This is a genomic window from Micromonospora sp. DT62, assembly GCF_049847285.1.
GTDB classification, from domain to species: Bacteria; Actinomycetota; Actinomycetes; order Mycobacteriales; family Micromonosporaceae; genus Micromonospora; species Micromonospora reichwaldensis.
Genome location: NZ_JBNCOB010000004.1, coordinates 210,596 through 231,610 on the forward strand (window position 1 = coordinate 210,596; position 21,015 = coordinate 231,610).

Annotated in this window: 22 protein-coding genes and 1 pseudogene; 6 read left to right on the forward strand and 17 right to left on the reverse strand. The window is 71.3% G+C overall.

What is annotated here, in order from left to right:
- Positions 1-5 precede the first annotated feature (5 nt).
- Positions 6-239: a zinc-ribbon domain-containing protein gene (locus ACPXCB_RS08460; RefSeq protein WP_132233650.1), complete on the reverse strand. Its 234-nt coding sequence runs from the start codon at positions 237-239 to the stop codon at positions 6-8.
- A 107-nt stretch (positions 240-346) separates the two neighbouring features.
- On the opposite strand from ACPXCB_RS08460, the pseudogene ACPXCB_RS08465 reads away from it, so the two are divergent.
- Both ACPXCB_RS08465 and ACPXCB_RS08470 read left to right on the forward strand, forming a co-directional pair.
- Positions 347-541 (forward strand): annotated as a pseudogene (locus tag ACPXCB_RS08465) (type II toxin-antitoxin system RelE/ParE family toxin); the annotation flags it as partial.
- Positions 542-579: 38 nt separating this feature from the next.
- Positions 580-897, forward strand: a complete 318-nt coding sequence (locus ACPXCB_RS08470; RefSeq protein WP_425873732.1) for a helix-turn-helix domain-containing protein — start codon at positions 580-582, stop codon at positions 895-897.
- Between the two features lie 75 nt (positions 898-972).
- On the opposite strand, the gene ACPXCB_RS08475 is transcribed toward ACPXCB_RS08470, so the two are convergent.
- From ACPXCB_RS08475 to ACPXCB_RS08490, 4 genes are all read right to left on the reverse strand, one after another.
- On the reverse strand, positions 973-1,851 hold the full coding sequence (locus ACPXCB_RS08475) for an SRPBCC family protein (RefSeq protein ID WP_425873734.1): 879 nt from the start codon (positions 1,849-1,851) through the stop codon (positions 973-975).
- Positions 1,844-2,401 carry a helix-turn-helix domain-containing protein gene (locus ACPXCB_RS08480; RefSeq protein ID WP_425873735.1) on the reverse strand — a complete coding sequence of 186 codons (558 nt, stop codon included), beginning with the start codon at positions 2,399-2,401 and terminating at the stop codon, positions 1,844-1,846. Before ACPXCB_RS08480 ends, ACPXCB_RS08475 begins: the two co-directional genes overlap by 8 nt.
- 88 nt (positions 2,402-2,489) lie before the next feature.
- Entirely contained in the window at positions 2,490-3,833 is a 1,344-nt protein-coding gene (locus tag ACPXCB_RS08485; protein ID WP_425873737.1) for a class I SAM-dependent methyltransferase, read from the reverse strand.
- Positions 3,830-5,230, reverse strand: a complete 1,401-nt coding sequence (locus tag ACPXCB_RS08490) for an FAD-binding oxidoreductase (protein WP_425873739.1) — start codon at positions 5,228-5,230, stop codon at positions 3,830-3,832. The genes ACPXCB_RS08485 and ACPXCB_RS08490 overlap by 4 nt, the downstream gene beginning before the upstream one ends.
- 109 nt (positions 5,231-5,339) lie before the next feature.
- Here ACPXCB_RS08490 and ACPXCB_RS08495 point away from each other — a divergent pair, with 109 nt between their 5' ends.
- Positions 5,340-5,624 carry a DUF427 domain-containing protein gene (locus ACPXCB_RS08495; protein ID WP_425873741.1) on the forward strand — a complete coding sequence of 95 codons (285 nt, stop codon included), beginning with the start codon at positions 5,340-5,342 and terminating at the stop codon, positions 5,622-5,624.
- Between the two features lie 66 nt (positions 5,625-5,690).
- Here the strand turns inward: ACPXCB_RS08495 and ACPXCB_RS08500 are convergent, their stop codons facing one another.
- The 8 genes from ACPXCB_RS08500 to ACPXCB_RS08535 all read right to left on the reverse strand — a co-directional run bounded on the left by ACPXCB_RS08500 (position 5,691) and on the right by ACPXCB_RS08535 (position 14,385).
- Entirely contained in the window at positions 5,691-6,155 is a 465-nt protein-coding gene (locus ACPXCB_RS08500) for a hypothetical protein (protein ID WP_425873743.1), read from the reverse strand.
- A gap of 87 nt (positions 6,156-6,242) precedes the next feature.
- Positions 6,243-8,198, reverse strand: a complete 1,956-nt coding sequence (locus ACPXCB_RS08505; protein WP_425873745.1) for a VWA domain-containing protein — start codon at positions 8,196-8,198, stop codon at positions 6,243-6,245.
- A gap of 2 nt (positions 8,199-8,200) precedes the next feature.
- Positions 8,201-9,712, reverse strand: coding sequence for a magnesium chelatase (locus ACPXCB_RS08510; RefSeq protein WP_425873747.1), 1,512 nt, complete (start codon positions 9,710-9,712; stop codon positions 8,201-8,203).
- Positions 9,713-9,782: 70 nt separating this feature from the next.
- Positions 9,783-10,859 (reverse strand): hypothetical protein, encoded by a 1,077-nt coding sequence (locus ACPXCB_RS08515; protein ID WP_425873748.1) that lies wholly within the window; start codon positions 10,857-10,859, stop codon positions 9,783-9,785.
- Between the two features lie 77 nt (positions 10,860-10,936).
- Positions 10,937-11,605, reverse strand: a complete 669-nt coding sequence (locus ACPXCB_RS08520; RefSeq protein WP_425873750.1) for a response regulator transcription factor — start codon at positions 11,603-11,605, stop codon at positions 10,937-10,939.
- Positions 11,602-12,846 (reverse strand): sensor histidine kinase, encoded by a 1,245-nt coding sequence (locus ACPXCB_RS08525; protein WP_425873751.1) that lies wholly within the window; start codon positions 12,844-12,846, stop codon positions 11,602-11,604. The genes ACPXCB_RS08520 and ACPXCB_RS08525 overlap by 4 nt, the downstream gene beginning before the upstream one ends.
- Positions 12,847-12,911: 65 nt before the next feature.
- Positions 12,912-13,412: a hemerythrin domain-containing protein gene (locus ACPXCB_RS08530; RefSeq protein WP_425873753.1), complete on the reverse strand. Its 501-nt coding sequence runs from the start codon at positions 13,410-13,412 to the stop codon at positions 12,912-12,914.
- A 4-nt stretch (positions 13,413-13,416) separates the two neighbouring features.
- Positions 13,417-14,385: an aldo/keto reductase gene (locus ACPXCB_RS08535; protein WP_425873755.1), complete on the reverse strand. Its 969-nt coding sequence runs from the start codon at positions 14,383-14,385 to the stop codon at positions 13,417-13,419.
- A 77-nt stretch (positions 14,386-14,462) separates the two neighbouring features.
- On the opposite strand from ACPXCB_RS08535, the gene mgrA reads away from it, so the two are divergent.
- Positions 14,463-15,458, forward strand: a complete 996-nt coding sequence (gene mgrA, locus ACPXCB_RS08540; protein ID WP_425873756.1) for an L-glyceraldehyde 3-phosphate reductase — start codon at positions 14,463-14,465, stop codon at positions 15,456-15,458.
- Positions 15,459-15,471: 13 nt separating this feature from the next.
- Here mgrA and ACPXCB_RS08545 read toward each other — a convergent pair whose 3' ends face one another.
- On the reverse strand, positions 15,472-16,413 hold the full coding sequence (locus tag ACPXCB_RS08545; RefSeq protein WP_425873758.1) for a phytanoyl-CoA dioxygenase family protein: 942 nt from the start codon (positions 16,411-16,413) through the stop codon (positions 15,472-15,474).
- A gap of 191 nt (positions 16,414-16,604) precedes the next feature.
- Between ACPXCB_RS08545 and ACPXCB_RS08550 the strand changes: the two genes are divergently transcribed.
- On the forward strand, positions 16,605-17,645 hold the full coding sequence (locus tag ACPXCB_RS08550; RefSeq protein ID WP_425873760.1) for a DUF4034 domain-containing protein: 1,041 nt from the start codon (positions 16,605-16,607) through the stop codon (positions 17,643-17,645).
- Between the two features lie 358 nt (positions 17,646-18,003).
- On the opposite strand, the gene ACPXCB_RS08555 is transcribed toward ACPXCB_RS08550, so the two are convergent.
- Positions 18,004-18,507 (reverse strand): DUF892 family protein, encoded by a 504-nt coding sequence (locus tag ACPXCB_RS08555; protein WP_425873762.1) that lies wholly within the window; start codon positions 18,505-18,507, stop codon positions 18,004-18,006.
- A gap of 488 nt (positions 18,508-18,995) precedes the next feature.
- Between ACPXCB_RS08555 and ACPXCB_RS08560 the strand changes: the two genes are divergently transcribed.
- On the forward strand, positions 18,996-19,520 hold the full coding sequence (locus ACPXCB_RS08560) for a hypothetical protein (protein WP_425873764.1): 525 nt from the start codon (positions 18,996-18,998) through the stop codon (positions 19,518-19,520).
- On the opposite strand, the gene ACPXCB_RS08565 is transcribed toward ACPXCB_RS08560, so the two are convergent.
- Positions 19,509-20,048, reverse strand: a complete 540-nt coding sequence (locus ACPXCB_RS08565) for a kinase (protein WP_425873766.1) — start codon at positions 20,046-20,048, stop codon at positions 19,509-19,511. The two genes, ACPXCB_RS08560 and ACPXCB_RS08565, sit on opposite strands and share 12 nt — an antisense overlap.
- Positions 20,045-20,923, reverse strand: a complete 879-nt coding sequence (locus ACPXCB_RS08570; RefSeq protein ID WP_425873768.1) for a GntR family transcriptional regulator — start codon at positions 20,921-20,923, stop codon at positions 20,045-20,047. The genes ACPXCB_RS08565 and ACPXCB_RS08570 overlap by 4 nt, the downstream gene beginning before the upstream one ends.
- Between the last annotated feature and the right edge of the window lie 92 nt (positions 20,924-21,015).

Below are 21,015 nucleotides of genomic sequence, written 5' to 3' on the forward strand. Positions count from 1 at the left end.
TGGGCTCAGCCGACCGGGAGGCGCTCGGCCTCCGACCGGGAGATGTCGTACTGGGCGCCGCAGAAGGTGCACTGCTGCACGTAGCGGGTGCGGATCGGGATGAGCGGCACGAAGAACAGGCTGAACTTCGTCGATCGGCGCGTGATCACCTGCGCGGCCTGGTTGTGGCAGTTGCGGCAGACCTGCTGCACCACGCCGGACTGGCTGACCTTGGTGCGGAGCCCGAAGATGAAGAACATCGCCCCCCAGTACCCACCAGAGGCCCGACTATCACCTCGACCTTCTCGACACTCCGCGACGAAGGCCACACCCACACGCAGGGTATAGCGTTCGGTATACTCGGCTGGTGGAGCAGGAGGAGTGGGACATCTTCGTGGTGGACGAGGTCCGCGAATGGATAGACAACCTGGATCCCCCGACCCTCGCGCGAGTCGTCCACGCCATCGACGCATTGGCCGAGGCCGGGCCGGGACTCGGCCGACCGCTCGTCGACACCATTGCGGGGTCGGCGATCGCCAACCTCAAGGAGCTGCGGCCGGGCGTACCTGAAGGAACGAATCCAGCAGGAGGGGGACGACGGTGAGCAGCCACGTGCGCTGGAAGGACATCCGGGCGGAGTACGTGCGCCGCGCGGGCGGCGAGGATGCGGTGCGGGCCGGCAAGGAGGAACTCCTCGCCGAGGTCGTCGGGCATCGCCTGGCCGAGATCCGCCGTGCCCGGGGGTTCACCCAACAGCAGATCGCCGAACGCATGGGCGTCACCAAGGGCCGGGTCTCCCAGATCGAGCAGGGCAGGGTCTCGGGCCAGGACGTGGTGGCCCGCTACGCGGCAGCCCTGGGCGGGCGACTGCACCAGGCCATCTACTTTGACGACGGCGACATCGCCGCCATCGCCTGACCACACGGAAAATGCCTGGCCCGCTCCATGCGGCCAGGCATTTTCCGTCGTACGCCCCGCGTCCGGGGGCGTACGTCAGCTCGTCGCCTTCGCGGGCTCGGGTTCCAGGCCCGGGACCTCCGCGGGGAGCCAGATCGGCTGCCAGTCCTTCATCTCGTGGAACCGGCGCAGCTCGAACAGCGACGAGACCGACCCGGCCCACGCCCCGTACGGCGGGTTCTGCTCGTCGAAGCCGGACTGCACGAAGGTCAGCTTCGTCTTCCCCTGCGACTCCGCCAGTTCCCAGGTGCTGACGCCGGTCGGCCCCCAGTCCACCGACAGCTTCCGGCCCGGCTCCAGGTCGACGACCTTCGCCGCGTAGCCGTGCTCGAAGCCGCCCATGGCGTAGCGGCCGCCGACCCAGGGCTCGATGCCGATCGGGTAGCCGAACCAGGCGCTGGCCTGCTCGGAGTCGGTCAGCGACTCGAAGATCTTCGCCGCCGGCGCGTCGATCAGCAGCTCGCCGCGCATCTCGGCGGAGGCGAAGTCGACCTTCGGCAGCAGCGACTGCCCCGCCAGGTGGGCGGCCAGGTTGGCGAGCGACAGGCTCCAGAACGTTTGGAGCACGCCCCGGATGGTGCTGCCGCTCATCGCCTCGGCGAAGTCGAAGTGGCTCTGGGTCAGCGTCAGCACCGTGGTCTCGGGGCCCTCCGCGCGCAGGGCGAACTCGGTGGTGGTCTCCACCCCGTCGAGCAGCCAGGCGAAGCGCAGCGTGTCGTCGTCGACGTGTATCAGCCGCTGGTGCGGCGCGTCGCCCTCCGGGGTGTGGCGGCCCCAGAACTCGTACCGTCGCGGCAGCTCGACCTCGGCGTGCTCGGCGAGCCAGACGCGCAGCTCGGCCGGGTCGGTCAGGGCGCGGCGGACGGCCTCGGCCGGCGCGGCGAGACGAACGGGCAGCCTCATCGGTTCAGTCACGTTCTTTCCCCTTCGGGTAGCAGGCCACGGCGAGCTTGAAGGCGTCGCCCTCGGCGCCCCCGTAGCGGGTGAACAGGTCCTGCAGAGTGCTCTGCAGGTCGTGCAGGAACTGCTGGCGAAGCTCCGCCGGCACCCGGATCTCGCCGGCGACGCCGATCGAGGGGAGCTCGGGAGCGGCGCGGTCCAGCCCGGCGATGTCCTCCTGGACCTCCTCCATCAGGTCCAGCAGGTAGCCGAGGCTCAGCTCGTCGCGGGCCCGGCGCAGGCCGATCCGGCCGACCAGCCGGGGGGACAGCCAGTAGGACCGGGCGGCGGCCTGGTAGATGCCCTCGGTGATGCCCCGGACCTTGCGTTCGCTGACCAGCTCGACCAGCCCGGCGGCGACGAGCTGCTTGACGTGGTAGTAGACGCGCTGCGGCGTCTGCTCCAGCCGGGTGGCGACCTCGGTGCAGGTGCGCGGCTCGGCCAGTTGTCGCAGCACCTCGACGCGGTGCGGCTTGAGCAGTACCTCGGCCTGCTCGATCTGTTCCAGGTACAGGACGTCTCTCATGGCAAAATCAGTTTGTACGTACAAAATTTGTTTGTCAATAGCTTTCGGCGACAGCCGCGCCGACGGGCGGCGCGGCTGTCGGACGCGGTCAGGGCAGCCAGTCGGGGCGCAGCGGGTAGCCGCTCGCCCCCTCCGGACCGAGGCGGGTGGCGAGCACCTGGTGCAGCTGGATGCCGTTGCGCTCGAACGCCAGCCGGGACCCGGCCATGTAGAGGCCCCACACCCGGGCCGTGCCCGGCCCCACCTCCGAGACGCAGAAGTCCCAGTGCGCCACGAGGTTGCGGCACCAGCCGGCCAGCGTCAGCGCGTAGTGCAGCCGCAGGTTCTCCTCGTGCTGCACCTCCAACCCGACGTCGTGGATCTCGCCGACCAGGCGCCCCGGGCCGGCCAGCTCCCCGTCGGGAAAGACGTAGCGGTCGATGAACGCGCCCGACCGGTGCGGGGCGCGGTTGTCGGCCCGCGTGATGCAGTGGTTGAGCAGCCGCCCGTCCGGCCGCAGCCGGTCCCGCAGGGCCCCGAAGTAGGCCGGGTAGTGGCGCACCCCGATGTGCTCGGTCAAACCGATCGAGGAGACCGCGTCGAACTGCTCGCGCGGCGCGTCCCGGTAGTCGAGGTGGCGCACCTCGGCCAGGCCGGTCAGCCCCTCCCGTTCGATCGCCGCCCGGGCCCACTCGGCCTGCGCCCGGGACAGGGTCACCCCGAGCGCCTGCACGCCGTACTCGCGGGCCGCGTGCCGGACCATGCCACCCCACCCGCAGCCCACGTCGAGCAGCCGCATGCCGGCCCTCAGCGCCAGCTTCTGCGCCACCAGGTCGTACTTGGCCGCCTGCGCCTGCTCCAGCGTCTCGTCGGGCGAGCGGAAGACCGCGCAGGTGTACGTCATCGACGGGCCGAGCACCTTCTCGTAGAAGGCGTTCGAGACGTCGTAGTGGTGGGAGATCGCGGTGCTGTCCCGGGTGCGGGAGTGCCGCAGCCCGTTCACCAGGCGCTTCCAGCGCGGCAGCGCCTCCTGTGGCGGGGGCGGCGGCGGCATCAGCCGCTCCCAGCCCAGCCCGCGCACCAGGGCCAGCCCCTCGGCCAGCGACGGCGTACGCAGCCGCAGCTCGTCCTTGAGCACCCGCAACGCCTCGTACGGGTCGCCCGGGTGCACCCCCTGCAACGCCAGGTCGCCGCCGACGTACGCCCGGGCCATGCCGAGGTCGCCCGGGGCGGTGAGCAGATAGGTCAGGCCCCGCTCGGAACGGATCGACAGGGTGATGCCGGCGTCGGCCGGGCCGACCGCGCTGCCGTCGTACCCGGTGACCCGCACCGGCAGGGCGCCGGTCGTCAACGCGCGGACGACGTCCGCCACGGTCGGACCCGGGCTCCGGCTCCCGGCCGGCGGGCTGGCGGGAGCGCTCGCCGCCCCCTGGTCTCGATCGGTCAGGCTCATGCTCTCGCTACCGCCTTCTCGTACAGTCCGGTGAGCCGGTGGTCCGGGTCGTAACGGTCCTTCACCGCGCGCCACGTCGCGCCGCCGTAGAGCCGGTCGAAGGATTCCCGGTCGTAGTACGCGTCGGAGTAGAGCGACTTGTGGCCGCCCGACTCCGACACCATGCGCTCGATCACCCGGTTGACGTCGCCGTCGGCGGCCCCGGCCGCGATCGGCACGCTGCCCCAGAAGCCGACGTTCACGTAGTTCTGCCCCGCCCGGAGCGGATAGAGCGGCCAGGCCCGGGCCGATCCGGGACCGGACGGCTCGCGCAGCCGCAACGGACACAGCCAGACCGGAGTCATCCCGACGGCGCCGGCGAACCAGCGCAGAAACCCGGCCATCCGCTCCAGCGGAATTTCCACGTCCTGCACCACCCGCTCGCGCGCCGGCTGGCCCCGCAGGCGGTCGATCCGGGCGGCCACGCCGTGCCGGTGCTCCCACCGGACCAGCCGGTGGTAGACGTCGCTGCGCCGCCACCGTGCCGGCCAGACCCGCCGGAGCACCGGGTGCTGCACCCCGAACGCCGCCGAACACCAGAACCAGTCGGTGTCCCAGCGCCACAGATAGTCGTACGTGGTCAGTGCGTCGTGCGTGCGCCGGCGCAGCGAGCGGTAGTAGATGTCCTGCCCCGTGTAGTCGCTGGCCGGCGGCGCGTCGTCGGTGAAGGCGCCCAGCACCAGGTACGCCTCACCGGGGCTGAACATCACCCCGTCCATCGCGTCCACCGCCTCCCCCGCCCAGGACCGCGTCGCGGCGACCTCGGCGATCGCGTCGGCGAGCGCCTCCAGCCGGGTGAACCGGACGTTGCGCAGGGCCACGAAGCGGCGTACCGGCTGGAGTTCGATGCGCAGCCGGGTGGCGTAGCCGAGGCTGCCCAGCGAGTTGGGGAACGCCGCGAAGAGGTCGCCGTGCTCCCCCTCGGGGCGGGCGGTGACGATCTCGCCGGCCCCGGTGAGCACGTCCATCTCGACCACCGACTCGTGCGGCAGGCCATTGCGGAACGAGGTCGACTCGATGCCGAGACCGGTCACCGCCCCGCCGAGAGTGATGGTGCGCAACTGCGGCACCACCAGCGGCATGAGCCCGTGCGGCAGGGTCGCATCGACCAGGTCCTCGTACGTGCACATGCCCTGCACGTCGGCCGTGCGGGCGACCGGGTCCACGGCGAGCACGCCCGTGAGCCCGGTGACGTCCAGGCCCGGCGCGCGCGGGGCGGACCGGGGACGGAACAGGTTGGAGGTGCGCTTGGCCAGCCGCACCGGCGCACCCGCGGGCACCGCCGCGTAGGACCGTCGCAACTGGGCCACCGCACCGTCGTGGTCGACCGGATGATGATCCACACGGACCGCACACATGCGGTCACTGTACGCGCTGTGGCGCCTGTGACGGGGGACGTCCACTGGTGCGTCCGCGACGTGGTCGGGCCACTGGCCGCCACCGGGCCGGCGACATAGCGTGGGAGCCATGCCGAGAGCCGTCTGGAACGACCTGGTCGTGGCCGAGAGCGACGACACCGTGCTGGTCGAGGGGAACCACTACTTCCCGCGCGCCGCCCTGCGCGACGACCTGATTCGCGAGTCCGACACGCACACCCTCTGCCCGTGGAAGGGCACCGCGTCCTACTACACGCTGGAGCACGACGGCCGGAGCAGCGCCGACGCGGTCTGGTACTACCCCGAGCCGAAGCCGGAGGCGGAGATGGTCCGCGACCGGGTCGCCTTCTGGAAGGACGTCCGGGTCGTCGACTGACGGGGGCCGCCGGCCCACTCCGCTCGCCCGTGTCGGCGCAGTGCCCGACCTGTTTCCCGCAGGCCCTCAGCCGGCGCGCAGCATCCGCAGTTGGGCCAGGTGCTTCGGCAGGTGGACGCGGGCGTGCAGGTCGAGGGTGCGGCCCCAGGGCAGCGGCTCGTCGACGACGAGGTCGAAACCCTCCCGCAGGTGGGTCTCGACCGGGGTCTGCGCCGCCGCGCCGAGCCGCTCGGTCAGCGCGCAGAGCTTCTGGCTGGTGGCCCGCAGCAGGGTGGCCAGCCCGGCCAGCCCGCCGCACTCGACGACCAGCGCGTCCACCTGCGGGCGGTGGACGGTCTCCAGGTCGTAGTAGGCGAACGGCGAGCCGGCGAGGACCGCCTCGGTCGCCTCGGTCATCAGCTCGTCGTTGGCGGCGAGGTGCGCGACGATCTGCTCGGCGCTGAGCTGCCCGGCCGGCGGCGGCCCGAACCCGCCCGCGTCGACCTCCGCGAGCACCTCCGCGTACACCCCCCGCAACGTGCCGCTGTCCATGTCCCCAGTCAATCCCGGCCCGCGCCGCCCGAGGCGACGTTCCCGCGGATGGTTCACCCGGACGGGGCCCGTCGAGCGGCCACCGGGTCAGCGACGGCGGGGTTGCCGGGTGCGGAGGTAGTCGGAGACCACGTACTCGCCGAGATCCTCCAGGTCGGGGGTGAACATCCGGCCCTTCGAGCGGCGGGCCACGGCGTCGACGAAGCGGCGCAGGCCGGGATCGTCACCGAGCATGAACAGGTTGAGCGTGGCCCCGTAGCGGGTGAGCCGGTCCACCTCGCCCACGGTCGCCTCGATCGTCTCCGGCAGCGGCGGCCAGTGGAACAGCGCCTCGCCGTCGTCCGGGTCCAGGTGGGCGGTCGGCTCCCCGTCGGTGACCACCAGCACCACCGGCTCGGCGTCCCGGTGCCGCCGCAGGTGCCGGCCGGCCAGCCGCAGCGCGTGCTGGAGGTTCGTGCCCTGCCGCAGGTCCGGCTCGACGGCGGCCAGTTCCTGCTGGGTCAGCGGCAGCGCCTCCAGGCCGAAGCCGACGATCTGCAACGCGTCCTGGGGGAACCGGGTGGCCATCAGGTGCGCCAGCGCCAGCGCCGTCTGCTTCATCGGGCCCCACCGGCCCTGGGAGATCATCGAGTAGGAGAGGTCGACGCAGAGCACCACCGCCGCCGAGGCCCGCCGCTCGGTCTCCACCACCTCGAAGTCCTCGACGGCCAGTTGGACCGGCACACCGGAGCCGGTGCGGCGGACCGCCCGGGTCAGCGTCCGCACCACGTCCAGGGGCTGCTCGTCGCCGTACTCCCATGGCCTCGAGCCGCCGCTGACCTCGCCTGCGGCGCCCGCCGAGCGCAGGTCGTGCTGGCCGCGCGGCCCGGCCGTCAGGTCCGCGAAGACCCGCCGCAACGCCGTGCCGCCGAGCCGGCGCAGCGCCTTCGGGCTCAGGGTCAGCCCGCCGGCGTCCCGGCTCACCCAACCCTGCCGGCGCAGTTCCCGCTCCAGCTCCCGCAGCCGGCGTACGTCGTCGGCGGCGTCGCGGCCCAGCGTCCGGGCCACCGCGTCGACGTCGACGTCGTCCAGGGTGGCGCCCGGATGCTCCTGGTCGAGCTGGTCCAGCAGCTCGTCCAGCTCGGCGATCTCGCCGAGCGCGCCGGCGGCCTCGCCGTAGCCGAGCGGCCGCTCGCCCCGCACCCGCTCGCCCCGGCCCCGGTGCAGGTCGGGACGGAGCGCCCGGAGGTTGTCGTCCAGCGCCGACAACTCCCCGGCGAGCCGGTCGCCGAGCGACTGCCGCATCAGGCCCGCCAGCTCCTCGCGCTGGCGGTCCGAGAGCGAGCGCATCAGCCGCTCACCGGCTGCCGAGCGCCGGGCCAGCACGTCGACCAACTCGTCGACGTCGGCCGGCTGCTCGGGGAAGAACGCGCCGTGCCGGCGCATGAACTCGGCGAAGGCGTCGGTGGTGTCCTCCGACCGGGCGTGCCGGGCCAGCAGGTCGTTGAGGTCGCGCATCATCTCGGCCAACCGCTGCTGCGCGGCCGGGTCCGCCGAGGCGCGCACCGCGTCGCGCAGCCCGGCGAAGCGCTGGCCGAGCACGTCGTCGCGCAGCCCGTCGAGGATCTGCTGGTACGTCCGGCGGGCCTCGTCGCTGCTCCACCGGTAGCCGGTCAGCTCCTCCACGGCGCGGGCCGTCGAGCGGGGCAGGTTGTCCAGCACCGCCTCGGCGAACCGCGCGTCGTCGTCGCCGCGCCCGCGCAGCTCGTCCCGCTCGGCGGCGAGCGCCTGGTCGAGCAGGGCCCGGGCCCGGGTGACCGCCCCGTCCAGGTCGCCCCGGCGCAACGCCTCCCGGCGCAGCCGCCTGGCCCGGGCGGCGAGGTCGTCGAGGCCGCCGCGCCCCTGGGGCCCCTGCCGCAGCAGGTCCCGCAGCGCCTCCCGGAGGCTGCCGCCGGCCAGCACCTCGGCGCCGACGGCGTCCACCGCCCCCCGCACGTCGTACGGGGGCGCGAGCGGGTCGGGGCCGCCCCGCCACTGCCCGTACCGGAACCGGTCGCCGGCCATGCTCAGGCCCGGCCGCCGTAGCGGGTCCGGCCAGAGTCGGTGACGTCCTTGCCGAGCCGGCGGGTCAGGTGCAGCCCCTCCAGGACGAACTCCACGCCGGCCGCGACCTGCTCCGGGGTGGGCGCGTCGCCCAGCCCGAGCCGGTCCAGCGCCTTGGCCAGGCCGGGTACGGTGCCCACCTGGCGCAGCAACTCGGCGGAGCCGACCAGCTCGCCGGTCTCGATGACGGCGTCCTCGTCGACGAGGGCGGTGAACCCGGAGAGGTCCAGTCCCGCCAGCCGGGCCCGGAACGTCTCGGCGGTCGCGGTGCGCAGCAGGTGGCCGAGGATCTCGACCTCCCGGCCCTCCTCGCCGCTCTCGAACTCGACCTTCCCGCGCAGGGTGCTCGTCACCGACACCGCGTCCCCCACCCGCGCCACCGCCCCCTCGGATGAGAGGAAGGGCACCTTGTCATCGCCTTCTGATGTGGAAGGTGCCCTTCCTGACAGCTCGGCGTCAGGCACCGTGCCGGCGGCGGCCAGCAGGCCGGCGCGGCGCAGCGCGGCGGCGGCGACCGTCTCGGCCGCGGCGATGGCGAACCGGGCGGAGACCCCGGAGCGCGGGTCCACCGACGGCGACTCGCGCACCGCGCGGGCGAACCGCGCCAGGACCTCCAGCACGTGCTCCGGCACCTCGGCGACCAGGTCGGCCTCCTGCCGGATCAGGGCCAGCTCCAGGTCGAGGTCGACCGGGTAGTGGGTACGCACCTCGGCGCCGAAGCGGTCCTTCAGCGGGGTGATGATCCGGCCCCGGTTGGTGTAGTCCTCCGGGTTGGCGCTGGCCACCAGGAACAGGTCCAGCGGCAGCCGCAGCTGGTAGCCGCGGACCTGGATGTCCCGCTCCTCCAGCACGTTGAGCAGCGCCACCTGGATCCGCTCGGCCAGGTCGGGCAGCTCGTTGACGGCGAAGATGCCCCGGTTGGTACGCGGGACGAGGCCGAAGTGGATCGTCTCCGGGTCGCCGAGGGTGCGCCCCTGGGCGATCCGGATCGGGTCGACGTCGCCGATCAGGTCGCCGACACTGGTGTCCGGGGTGGCCAGCTTCTCGCCGTAGCGCATCGAGCGGTGCAGCCACGCCACCGGCAGGTCGTCGCCGGCCTCGGCGACCAGCGCCCGCGAGCCGGGGGTGAGCGGGTGCAGCGGATGCTCGTTGAGCACCGAGCCGGCGATCACCGGGGTCCACTCGTCGAGCAGGCCGACGAGCGAGCGAATGAGCCGGGTCTTGCCCTGGCCCCGCTCGCCCAGCAGCACCATGTCGTGCCCGGCGAGCAGGGCGCGCTCGACCTCGGGCAGCACCGTGTCGTCGTAGCCGACGATGCCGGGAAAGCGGTCGGCGCCGGAACGCATCCGGGCCAGCAGGTTGTCGCGGAGTTCCTGCTTGACCGTGCGGTACGCGTGGCCGGCCGCCCGCAGCTCGCCGAGCGTGCCGGGCAGGTCGGCCGGTGGGGCCGGGGTAACCGAGGAAGGCGCAGTCACCCGACCAACGCTAGCTCACGGGAACGGGCGCGCCCGGTCCGTCGACCGGGCGCCCCCGCCGGGGTGAGCCTCAACCCTGTCCGCAGCTCCGGCAGGTGCCCCGACGGCGCAGGTGGTACGCGTACGTGGCGACGCCGAGCGCGACGCCCCAGACCGGCCAGAGCAGCATCGGCGCGGTGGCCAGGCTGAGCCCGTCGGAGAAGTCCCAGAAGCTCGGGGCCGCGAGCAGGCCGAGGGTCGCCGCGGTGACCGCCACCGCCACCAGCGTCGCCGGGACGACGGCCAGCCCGACCGGCACCGGCCGCCCGGCCAGGCCGACCATCCAGCGCGGGAACCGTTCGCCCCACCGCTGCACCAGCCCGAGGGTGAGGACCGCGCCCACCAGGGCGAAGCCGCCCAGCCCGGCGCCCGCCCAGACCAGCCCGGACTCGCGCATCTCGTCGAGGAACGACCGCTCGATGCCGAGCGGGACGCCGACCGCCCAGGCGAGCCGGGTGATCGCGTACAGGGCGGGGACGGTGGCCGCGGTCCAGGCCGCCACGCGCCCCCAGCGGGCGGCCGAGGCGGGCGAGGTCCACCCGTGGTCGGCGCCGTCGCGCCCGCACGTCGGGCAGGCGCCCGCGGTACGCCGCTGCCAGCGCAGCACCGCCCCGGCCAGCAGCACCCCGCCGACCATGGCCGCGAACCGCGCGAACAGCGCCCAGGTGAACACGTCGGCGTAGTCCACGGGCGGCCAGCCGAACGGCGCGCCGACGATCAGGATCGGGAGGTAGCCGAGGATGGTCAGCACCCCCACGTCCGGTACGACGACGGCGAGCAGGAACGCGACCGTCCAGGCGTACGCCGACAGCAGGGTGTTCAGCGGTCGGGCCCGGCGGCGGGCCGGGCCGGTCATGGCGAGCGCGGCCACCGCGGCGCCGAGCAGCAGCACGGCGAACAGCGGCGCGCCGACGTCGGTGGGGACCAGCCGGAGCAGGTTGGCCTCGCCGCCGCGCGGATCGTTCGCCCCGAACGGGTAGCCGGCACCGGTGACGGCGGAGACCAGGGCGAGCAGCCCCCAGAGGCCGAGCCAGCCGGCGGCCAGCGGGGCGAGCCGGTCGAGCCGGCTCGGGGCCGGGCGATGGGTGGGAACATTGGTCGTCGTCATGCTTCCCAGCCTCGTCCGGCGGGCCTCGCCCGCCCTCCCGTACGGCGGTGAACCAACTCCCCCTCGGGAGGGAACGCTCAGCCCGACGGGGTGACGAACCCCGACTCGTACGCCGCGATCACCGCCTGGGTGCGGTCGCGGACGCCGAGCTTGGCCAGCACGTTGCCGACGTGGGTCTTCACGGTCTCCACCCCTACCACCAGGTGCGCGGCGATCTCCGGGTTGGACAGCCCGGTGGTCATCAGCCGCAGCACCTCGGCCTCCCGTTCGGTGAGCCGGGCGGCCGACAGCCGGTCGGCGCCCCGCCCTCCGTACGCCCCGGCGAGGCGGCGGATGGCGGCAGGGAAGAGCAGCGACTCGCCCCGCGCGACGACCCGGACCGCCTCCACCACCTCGGCGGGCCGGGCCCGCTTGAGCAGGAACCCGCTCGCTCCGGCGCGGAGCGCGTCGTAGACGTACTCGTCGTTCTCGAAGGTGGTGACCACCAGCACCCGGGGCGGGTCGGCGGAGGTGGCGAGCAGCCGCCGGGTGGCCTGGATGCCGTCGATGCCGGGCATCCGCACGTCCATCAGCACCACCCGGGGGCGCAGCCGGGCGACCAGCGGCGGCACCTCCGCGCCGTCGGTGGCCTCGCCGAGCACCTCCAGGTCGGGCTGGGCGTCGAGGATCGCCCGCAGCCCGACCCGGATCAGCTCGTCGTCGTCGACGATCAGCACGCCGGTGGTCGTCGCGGTTCCGGTCGTCATCGGGTCCCCTCGAACGGCAGTCGCACCCGGATGCGCCAGCGGTCGCCGTCCGGTCCGACGGTCAGCCGGCCGCCGAGCAGCAGCACCCGCTCCCGCATCCCGTCCAGGCCCCGGCCGCCCCGCCCCGGGTCGGCGCGGTGGCGCCGGCCCACCGCGTTGTCCAGTTCCAGCTCCAGCGCGTCGGCGTGCACGTCGAGGCGCAGCGTGACCGGCCCCCGCCCGTACCGGGCCGCGTTGGTCAGCCCCTCCTGGACGATCCGGTAGCCCTCCCGGGAGACCGCCGCCGGCAGGTCGGCCGGGTCGCCGGTGCGCCGGGCGTCGACCGGCAGGCCGGCCGCGCGGGTGTCGGCCACCAGCCGGTCCAGGTCGGCGAGCGTACGCTGCGGCGCCGGCGCGGCCCGCCGGCCGTCGGGCTCGCGGAGCAGCCCCAGCACGTGGTCCAGGTCGTCCATGGCGGTCCGCCCGGCCTCCTCGATCGCGCCCAGCGCGCGCCGGACGAACTCCGGGTCCCGGTCGAGCAGCTCGCGGGCGGCCCCGGCCTGGAGGGTGGCGACGGTGAGGGCGTGGCCCACCGAGTCGTGCAGCTCCCGGGCCAGTCGGTTGCGTTCGGCGAGCCGGGTGGTGCGCGCCTCCAGGGCCGCGATCCGTTCCGCCTGGGCCGGGCCGAGCAGCACCGGGGCCATCGAGACCGCCAGCGCGCCCAGCCCGGCCACGGCGTAGCCGAGCGCCACCAGCACGACGATTGCGGTGAGGGTCAGCCAGCCGCTGTCCCGCCCGTCGAACGGCCCGAACCGGTCGCCGCCGGTCATGCCGGTGTCGAGGCCGAACTGCTGCCCGATGAAGGCCAGCGCCATCGGCACGGCGCTGAACAGGGCGGCCACCAGCAGTCCGCCGCTGACCAGGTGCAGCCCGATCCAGAGCGCCGCGCGCAGCCGGGTCTCCCGGTCGACGGCGTGCCCGGGTGCCGGGTCCGGCAGGTCGACGCCGAGCAGGGCCCGCGCGGCGGCGATCTCCAACGCCCGGGGGCCGTCGAGGAAGACGGGGACCGCCGCGATGGTCGCCGCGACGCCGAGCAGGGCCAGCACCAGCGGCCGGGGCGCGTCCGACCGGGTCAACATCTGGGCGAAGGCCACCGCCAGCAGCACGTACGGCAGCGCGAGCACCCCGCCGAGCAGCAGGAACACGCCGCGCCGCCAGGTGCTGCCGGCCACCAGCGGGGCGAGGACCGTGCGGGGCTTCACCCGCCCATTCTGTCCCGGTCGCGCCCCGGGCCGACTCCCCCGCGTCGGGGAGATCGGCGTTCCGGTCAGCGGCGGTGTTCGTCGACGTAGCGCTGCGGGTCCTTGTCGGCGAAGGCCAGGTCGCGGCCGTTCTTGTGCTCGCCGTGGAAGGTCAGCCAGCGCCGACCCAGCTCGGCCCGCAGTTCGACGCTCGCGTGCCGGCGGAAGTCGGGCAGCGCCTCGTCCTCCTCCTCGGCGAGGTGTTCGCTGTTCTCCCGGCGGGCGGTACGCACCGCCGCCCACCACTCGTCGGAGCCCACCGGGTGCAGCTTGGACTCGGCGACGGCGTCGCGGATCTTGTTGTGGTCGCCGATCGCGTCGACGGTCTCGGCCTCGCCGTCGTCGCCGTGGCGCACCAGGTGCGGGTAGAGGATCGCCTCCTCCGCCTCGGCGTGCACGTCCAGGTGCAGGGCGAGCGCGTCCCAGATCGCCAGCAGCTCGTGCTCGTCGCGGGCGTCGTCGAGGCGGGCGAAGCCCCGGCGGAAGGCCGCGTGGTCGTCGAGGATCAGTGCGGTGATGTCGTCCATCGGCTCACCTTCCGGCTCGGGCCCGGAGCAGGCGGGGCGCCGCCGCCAGGCCGGTGATCGGGCGGAACTCCTTCGCCGCGCGGGCCAGCGCGGCGTGTTCGTCGTCGGCCAGGTCGATGTCGGCGGCAGCCGCGTTGCGTTCGACCTGTTCCACGCCGGACGCGCCGGGGATGGCCAGCACGTTCGGGTGGCGCAGCAGGTAGGCGAGGGCGATCTGGCTGGGCGTGGCGTCGTGCGCGTCGGCCACCTGCCGCAGGGTCTCGATCAACGTCGCGCCGCGCTCCAGGTTCTCCGGCAGGAAGTACGGGTTGGCCCGGCGTACCGCGCCGCTCGGCAGGTTCTTGGCGTCGTACCGGCCGGAGAGGAAGCCCTGGGCCAGCGGGCTGTACGCGATGACGACGCGGCCGGCCTGCTTCGCGTACGGCAGCAGGTCGTGCTCGGGCCCGCGGTCGATCATGCTGTAGCGGACCTGGTTGCTCAGCACCCGCCGGCCGAGCGCCGCCTCGGCGACCTGCCAGCGGCGCAGGCCGTAGTTGCTGACGCCGACCTCGCCGACCAGCCCGACGTCCTGCAACGCGCGCATGCCGCGCATGGTGGTGTGGTCGGCGACCAGCGGGTTGGCCTGGTGCACCTGGTAGAGGTCGAGGTGGGTGACGCCGAGCCGCGCGGCCGAGGCGACCGCCCGCTGCTGCACCACCGGGGCGACCGGCAGGATCGGGAAGATCTTGGTGGCGAGTACGACCTTCGGCCGGTCGTCGCCGAGCGCCTCGCCGAGGATCCGCTCGCTGCGGCCGAAGCCGTACAGCTCGGCGGTGTCGAAGACGGTGATGCCGAGGTCGACGGCGCGCCGGACGATGTCGGCGGCCCGGCGCTCGTACTCGGGGCCGTAGCCCCACTCCCGGGACCCGAACTGCCAGGTGCCGAGGCCGATCTTGGACAGGGGCTTGGGGGTGTCGAGCGGAACGAAACGCATGGTCCCGAAACTACCCCGGAGTCCGTTGTCGCAGGCCCGTTCGCCGCGCACGCCCGCCACCGGCGGGGATAGGGTCGGTGACCGTGACCTACCTCGCCGCGGATGAGCGCTACGACCAGATGACCTACCGGCGCAGCGGACGCAGCGGACTGCGGCTGCCCGCCATCTCGCTCGGGCTGTGGCACAACTTCGGCCCGGACCGGCCGTACGAGCGGCAGCGCGACGTCGTCCGCCGCGCCTTTGACCTGGGCGTGACCCACTTCGACCTGGCCAACAACTACGGGCCGCCGCCGGGCAGTGCCGAGGAGAACTTCGGCCGGATACTCGCCACCGACCTGAGGCCGTACCGGGACGAACTCGTCGTCTCCACCAAGGCCGGCTATCTGATGTGGCCCGGCCCGTACGGCGAGTGGGGCTCCCGCAAGTACCTGGTCTCCTCGCTGGACCAGTCGCTGCGCCGCCTCGGGCTCGACCACGTCGACATCTTCTACTCGCACCGCTTCGACCCGGACACCCCGCTCGAGGAGACGATGGGCGCCCTCGACGCCGTCGTCCGGGCCGGCAAGGCGCTCTACGTCGGCGTCTCCAACTACGACTCCGCGCAGACCGAGCGGGCCGCCGCGATCCTGCGCGACCTGGGTACGCCGCTGCTGATCAACCAGCCGTCGTACTCGATGCTCAACCGCTGGACGGAGGACGACGGCCTGCTGGACACGCTGGAGCGCGTCGGCGCGGGCTGCATCGCCTACAGCCCGCTCGCCCAGGGCCTGCTCACCGACCGCTACCTGGGCGGCATCCCGGCGGACTCCCGGGTGCGCACCAGCGTCTTCCTCAGCGAGAGCGACCTCGGCGAGGAGAAGATGGCCACCATCCGGGCGCTCGGCGCGATCGCCGAGCGGCGCGGCCAGTCACTGGCCCAGCTCGCGCTCGCCTGGGCGCTGCGCGACCCGCGGATGACCAGCCTGATCATCGGGGCGAGCAGCGTGCCGCAGTTGGAGGCGAACGTCGCCGCCCTGGACGACCCGGACCTCAGCGCCGAGGAGCTGGCCGAGATCGAGCGCCACCTCGGCTGAGCCGCGGCGTCCCTCAGTAGATGTCGGCGTACGGCGACGCCCGGGAGAACGCCCTCAGCACGTCGAGGTCGTAGCCCTCCTCGAAGTTCGTCAGCTCCGTCAGCAGGTCCTCCGGCTCGTACCGGTACCGGCCGGCCCAGGTCTCGAACGACTCGACCTGTGCCGGGTCGGCGGCGCTGAAGCAGCGGTAGCCGCGCGGCGAGTTCCCGATCACCTCGTCGACGGCCGGGGCGAACCGGATGTCGATGTTCCACCGGATGCGGTCCGACACGTTGGGCGTCGAGCGGTGCAGCGTGGTGTCCGTGAAGATCACCACGTCGCCGGGCTCCATCCGGGCGGTGCTGACCGGGCCGTCCCCGACGGCCTCGTCCGACGTGCCGTACTCGCCGTTGGGCAGGCGGTCGCGGGAGATCCAGCCCCGGGTGTGCGAGCCGGTGACGAACTGGAGGCAGGCGGTGTCCTCGTCGACGGGCACCAGCGGGATCCACACCGACAGCAGCGGCCCGACCGAGGCGTCCCAGCCCTTGTAGTAGTAGGCGTCCTGGTGCCAGGCGACCTGCTGGGTGCGGCCGTGGGGGTCGCGCGGCCGGGCGTTCCACACGCCGTGCGCGTAGACCTCGTCGCCGAGCAGGCTGCGCACCGGGCCGAGCAACTCGGGGGTGCGCCACAGGTCGTACACCGGCCGTCCCACCAGGATCCGCCGCCAGGCGGCCGGTACGCGGACCTGGCTGGACTCGATCAGGCGCAGGTAGCGCTGGTCGTACGGCAGGTCGGCGAAGGTCTCGGTGATCATCCCGCGCTGCTGCCACTGCCGGGCGAGGTGGTCGACGACGCGGCTGAACGAGCCGTGCAGCGCGTCCAGCGTCCCGGTCGGGAGCACGCCCCGCAGGATCAGGTGCCCGTCGCGCCGGAACTGGTCCAGTTGCTCGGCTGTCAACGCGTGGGGGTGGTCCACCATCGGCTCCTTCGCTGGCCGCACGGGATCGAGCCCAACCACCCGGCGGGGGAAAGGCTTCCAGTGCGGCGATCGTGACAGAAGGCCCGGCGGGCGACAACGCCTCACTTGTGCGACAGGACCCCTATTCCCCGGAGGGGGCCAGGTCCAGGCCGGAGAAGGGCGCCAGCCGACGCCTACCATCCTTGGTTGTGATCTCGACCGTATGGCGGCTGCTCACCCGCCAGATCGATACGAACCTGGCGCAGGACGACGCCGTGCTGCGCGAGGCGTGCACGCAGGCGCGGTACGGCTCCGACGCCGAATCCGCCCGGAAGGCTCTGGCTGCCACCCGAGGTGACCACGACCGTCGGGCGCGGTACGTCCGCGTCATGGCCGAGTCGACCGCCGGTGGGCTGGGATCCCGGGTCGACCCTACGACCGGCCGGGTCGACACCACGGCCGCCTGGACCGACCGCTGGGCGGCGCGCACGCCCACCAGTCCCGATGCGCAACTCGTACGTGCCCGGTCCCTGATGGCGCGAGCCTGGGAGGTGCGCGGCGGGGACTGGGCCGCCAGCGTCCGTCCGGAGCAGTGGACCGAGTTCAACCGCCTGCTGCAGTTGGCCCGGCAGGTGAACGATCTGGCGATGCGGCTCGCACCCGATGACCCCACGCCGTACGTGAGCCTGTTGGACCTGATGATCGGCCAGAGCACGCCACGGGAGGACGTCGAGGAGACGTGGCGTGAGCTGACCCGGCGCGACCCCTGGCATCGGGAGGGGCACCTGCTCAAGCTGACCTACCACTGCCGGAAGTGGAGCGGCTCGCACGAGGCGATGTTCGGCTTCGCCCGGTCGGTCGCCGCCGCGGCGCCTGCGGGCTCGCCGCTGCACGTGCTGCCGGTGCAGGCCGCCGCCGAGTGGGCGCTGTGGGAGCAGGAGCGCGCATCCCAGGCCGGCAGCGCCGATGAGGTCAGCCAGCGGTGGCGGCAGGACCCGGTCATGCAGTCGGATCTCGACAACGCGCTGTCCCGGTGGTTCCACCAGCCGGCCACCCGGCACGCCGACTGGCTGAACGACGCGAACATCCTGGCGTACGGGCTGGCGCGCACCGGCCGCGACGCCGACGCCGCGCCGGTCTTCGCCTCGATCGGCCGGTACGTGACCAGCGTTCCGTGGGCCTGGTGGCACGGCCTACGCGGAGACGCAGCCTTCATCCAAGCCCGCCGCCGCGCCCGCCGCGCCGCCTGACCGGCCGGAGAACGAATCAGCGGCCTGGTCGAATCGCTCTCGACCAGGCCGCTGACCTGTAAAACAAGGGTGGAGCCGAGGGGACTCGAACCCCTGACCCCCACACTGCCAGGGGGGCCCTCTCGAAGCGCCCTGGCCTGCGGTAGTCGTGACCTGCGGCCAGGCGGTCACTCTTCCCGCCAGGCCCCGTGAATCACCCGCCGTGGCCTACTGACCTGGCATGGATCTGGCACGCACCCTCGTGAGCGTGAGCGGCATGTGCGCAGGATGAGCACAGGCAAGAGTTAGAGGATGACCTCCTCATCGGACGGCTGCAGACGCGGAGGCTGATAGCCCCTGTGGCGCGCCCGACGTAGGCTCACGCGGGTCGAGCGACGGGGGCTAGGAGTCGAACGCCCAAATCGTGGCCGTATCGTTCAATTTCGGCCACAGTCTCCTGCTTCTGGACGAGGTTGGCGTGTAGACACTGCACACACTGGCTTTCACCCATAAGAACCGCCCAGTCAAAAAGGGTCTTGTGCGCCGCAATGGTGAGATATAGGAACCGAATCAGGGTATCGACTGCGAATTGATCAATCATGTCCGATGAGGGGTTTGTGCGTACGAAGGTTGCAAACCTTTCGTATATGCCCTCAACAGTGTCGGACCGGTTTGTTGTCAGCGAGGTGCCGATTGCCTTCGCACAGGAGATGATGTTGTCGTTCCATTGCGCGGATTCCTGCTGCTTGCTCCGTACGACTTGCCTGAGATCGCCACTAACCCGATGGGCCAAGAAGTCGAATATGCGCCGCCCGGATGTCTCCATTTCACCTAGTATGCCCAGCTCATAGATGAATAGGTCACGCGTCGTATTAATCGGCATGCACTCCTCCTGATCTCGCTGGCGAGCCGCTACGACCTACCCGTTTAGATGCCACCAAAACTCCCCGGGCCATCCATTCGGGCGGCTGTTCCTCAGCGCTCGGGGTGGCATCCCGCGTCGGCGCAACTTCAACCGCGTGTGACGCAAGACGCTGGCCGCCGCAGGCATCCCACTGGCTCAACCCGCCGTTGTTCCCGCCTTCGCCTCGGTCCACTGGCCGCCATCGACACGGATCAGCCGTTGAACCATCCGGCAAGCCTCCTCCTCGGTCGCAAACTCCCATCGGAGCACGCGCCCAGCCTCGGAGTCGCCCACCCTTGCCACGACATGCCACCGCACCTCACGGGACAAGCAGACGTCACGACGGGTCAGCCGCCCCCCACGACCCGTTCCACCACCGCGCCACCCACTCTCGCACGCCCTGATCGTACAATCGTACGAACAATCCGTCCCGTGGCGGCTCAAGATCCGGTCGCTAATCTCAGCCCATGATCGCGCCACCCCTCACCACGCAATCATGGCGACTTCCCGCCGCTGTAGCCGCCGCAGCCATCCTCGCGGCCTGCCTTGCTGCGCCCGTCGGATGGGCCGCCGTCAAGACCGTCGCAGCGGACCGGGGAGAGGCAACACCGGTTGCCGCCGCACACGCCTACCTCCTGGCCGTATTCAACGGCTCTGGCGAAGAGCTGGGCATCCGACGCTGCCTGTGCGACAGCCGCCAGTCCGAACTTCTCACGGAGGCACGCGCTTTACGCGCCGAATTTGCCAGAGTGAACACGGACGCCAAAGTTGAATCTGCCGATTGGAAGTCGCTCGACTCAGACGGAAATGTGTCTGCGCTCATTTCCTTCCGATTCACGTTGATTGACCCGACAACAGGTAGCGTGACTTTCATGAAGGGCAGCCAGCACGAATGGCGCTTTCAGGCAACGAAAGAGCGGGGCATCGATGGCGGCTGGAAAGTCTGCCGCCTCAATGCCCCGCCCCTCTGCGGAACGCATCTACGCTGCTAACAGTCGACGGTTGATTTCGGCAGCGATAAGCAATGCCGATTTCTGCGGATCGAAATAATCCGTGTCTATTGCAATGTCCGCACTGTGGAGTTCTTTCGTCTCGTCCCATGCCCGAATACGGGCTTCGTCGTCGCCTGTTCCGCGTTCTCGGATTCTCTGGATTGCAGTTTGCCGTGAACAGGAGAGAGATACGACCAGCCAACGCGCTTGCGCGAGCGCGGACTTCACCGCCATTATCGCTGCCAACTGCCCGAGGTGAACGACGGGCACTCCGCTTTCAAGCGCTTGAAGTAGCCCCGGCCGATCAACAACATACAGGGAGCCGTACCTAGCGTTCTCCCATACGATTTCGTCACGAACGCGAAGACCTGCAATGTGTTCGGCGTCGATTACTCGGTATCCGGCAGTCCGCCCACTTCCAGCTTTCAGCCGACGGAAGAGGGCAAACCGAGGGTCAAGGCCAGTGAGCGCGGACGTCACGGTGTCCTTTCCCGCTGCTGGCGGCCCGTAGAGGATAACCCCGATCACCTGCGCTCCTTTCCCTCCAAAATCTCATCCAATAGGCCCCTAGCCTGTTCTTGCAACGGGCGACCAGAGGCGCAGTTGTCCACTAGATGATGCGGCCGCGGCGGCCGGAAGTCGACATCGATTCCCGAGATGTACTGCGGCCAGTTGGCTAGCTTTGCAGCGTCTCGTGCGGCTCCGCGCCGCCGAACATACGTATGCATAACCTCCTTGTCGCAGTACAGCCAAACCAACACTGTCTTCGCGCCCATATCTTGATAGACGGCCTCAGTTCGACTGATCCAAGCCTCGTCGCCGAACTCACGTATGAAAGGGGCCGTTGCGATGACGCTATTGCCACACAACAAGTTTTCGTGGATGGCTGCTGCCAGCGCTTCATACTCGCGCGGCCTAACTTGATTAAGGTACTCGTCTGACTCCCGATCGTTGGGTGAATGACCTATAAATTCTAGGGCAGCTTCTACGACCGGCCGAGTAAGAGTGTCCTTATCCAGCATTGGCCAGCCGGTTTCCCTTGCCAGGATTCGCCCTAACTCAGTCTTACCGCTTCCCGGGTATCCCCCAACAAGAACTACGTTTGGCCTTTTTAGTCTCACCTCATCGGCGACTCGCTGACTTGCCGACCGAACGGTTCTTTTCGATCTCGACTTGCTTTCGATAAGACCCTCACTTGCAAGAATCTTCATTGCCTCCGAAATCGTGAACACGCTAACGCCCCACTGCTCCGCCAATTCTCGCGTAGATGGCAGAACTGCCCCGTCACGCAGGGCACCCGATTCAATGTCGTTTCGGATATTACGGGCAACTTGCACGTGTAGTGAGTCGGATCGGTTCAGGGGGACTGGGTTGACCATCGATCCCTCTCTCTGGCCGGTCATGCGGCGAACTGGGCCAGCCTATCAGCCACCTAACAAGTGATAGAGGCATCACTCCTGGTCAGGACCCGTTTCGGCGCGGCTTCCTACCTAAC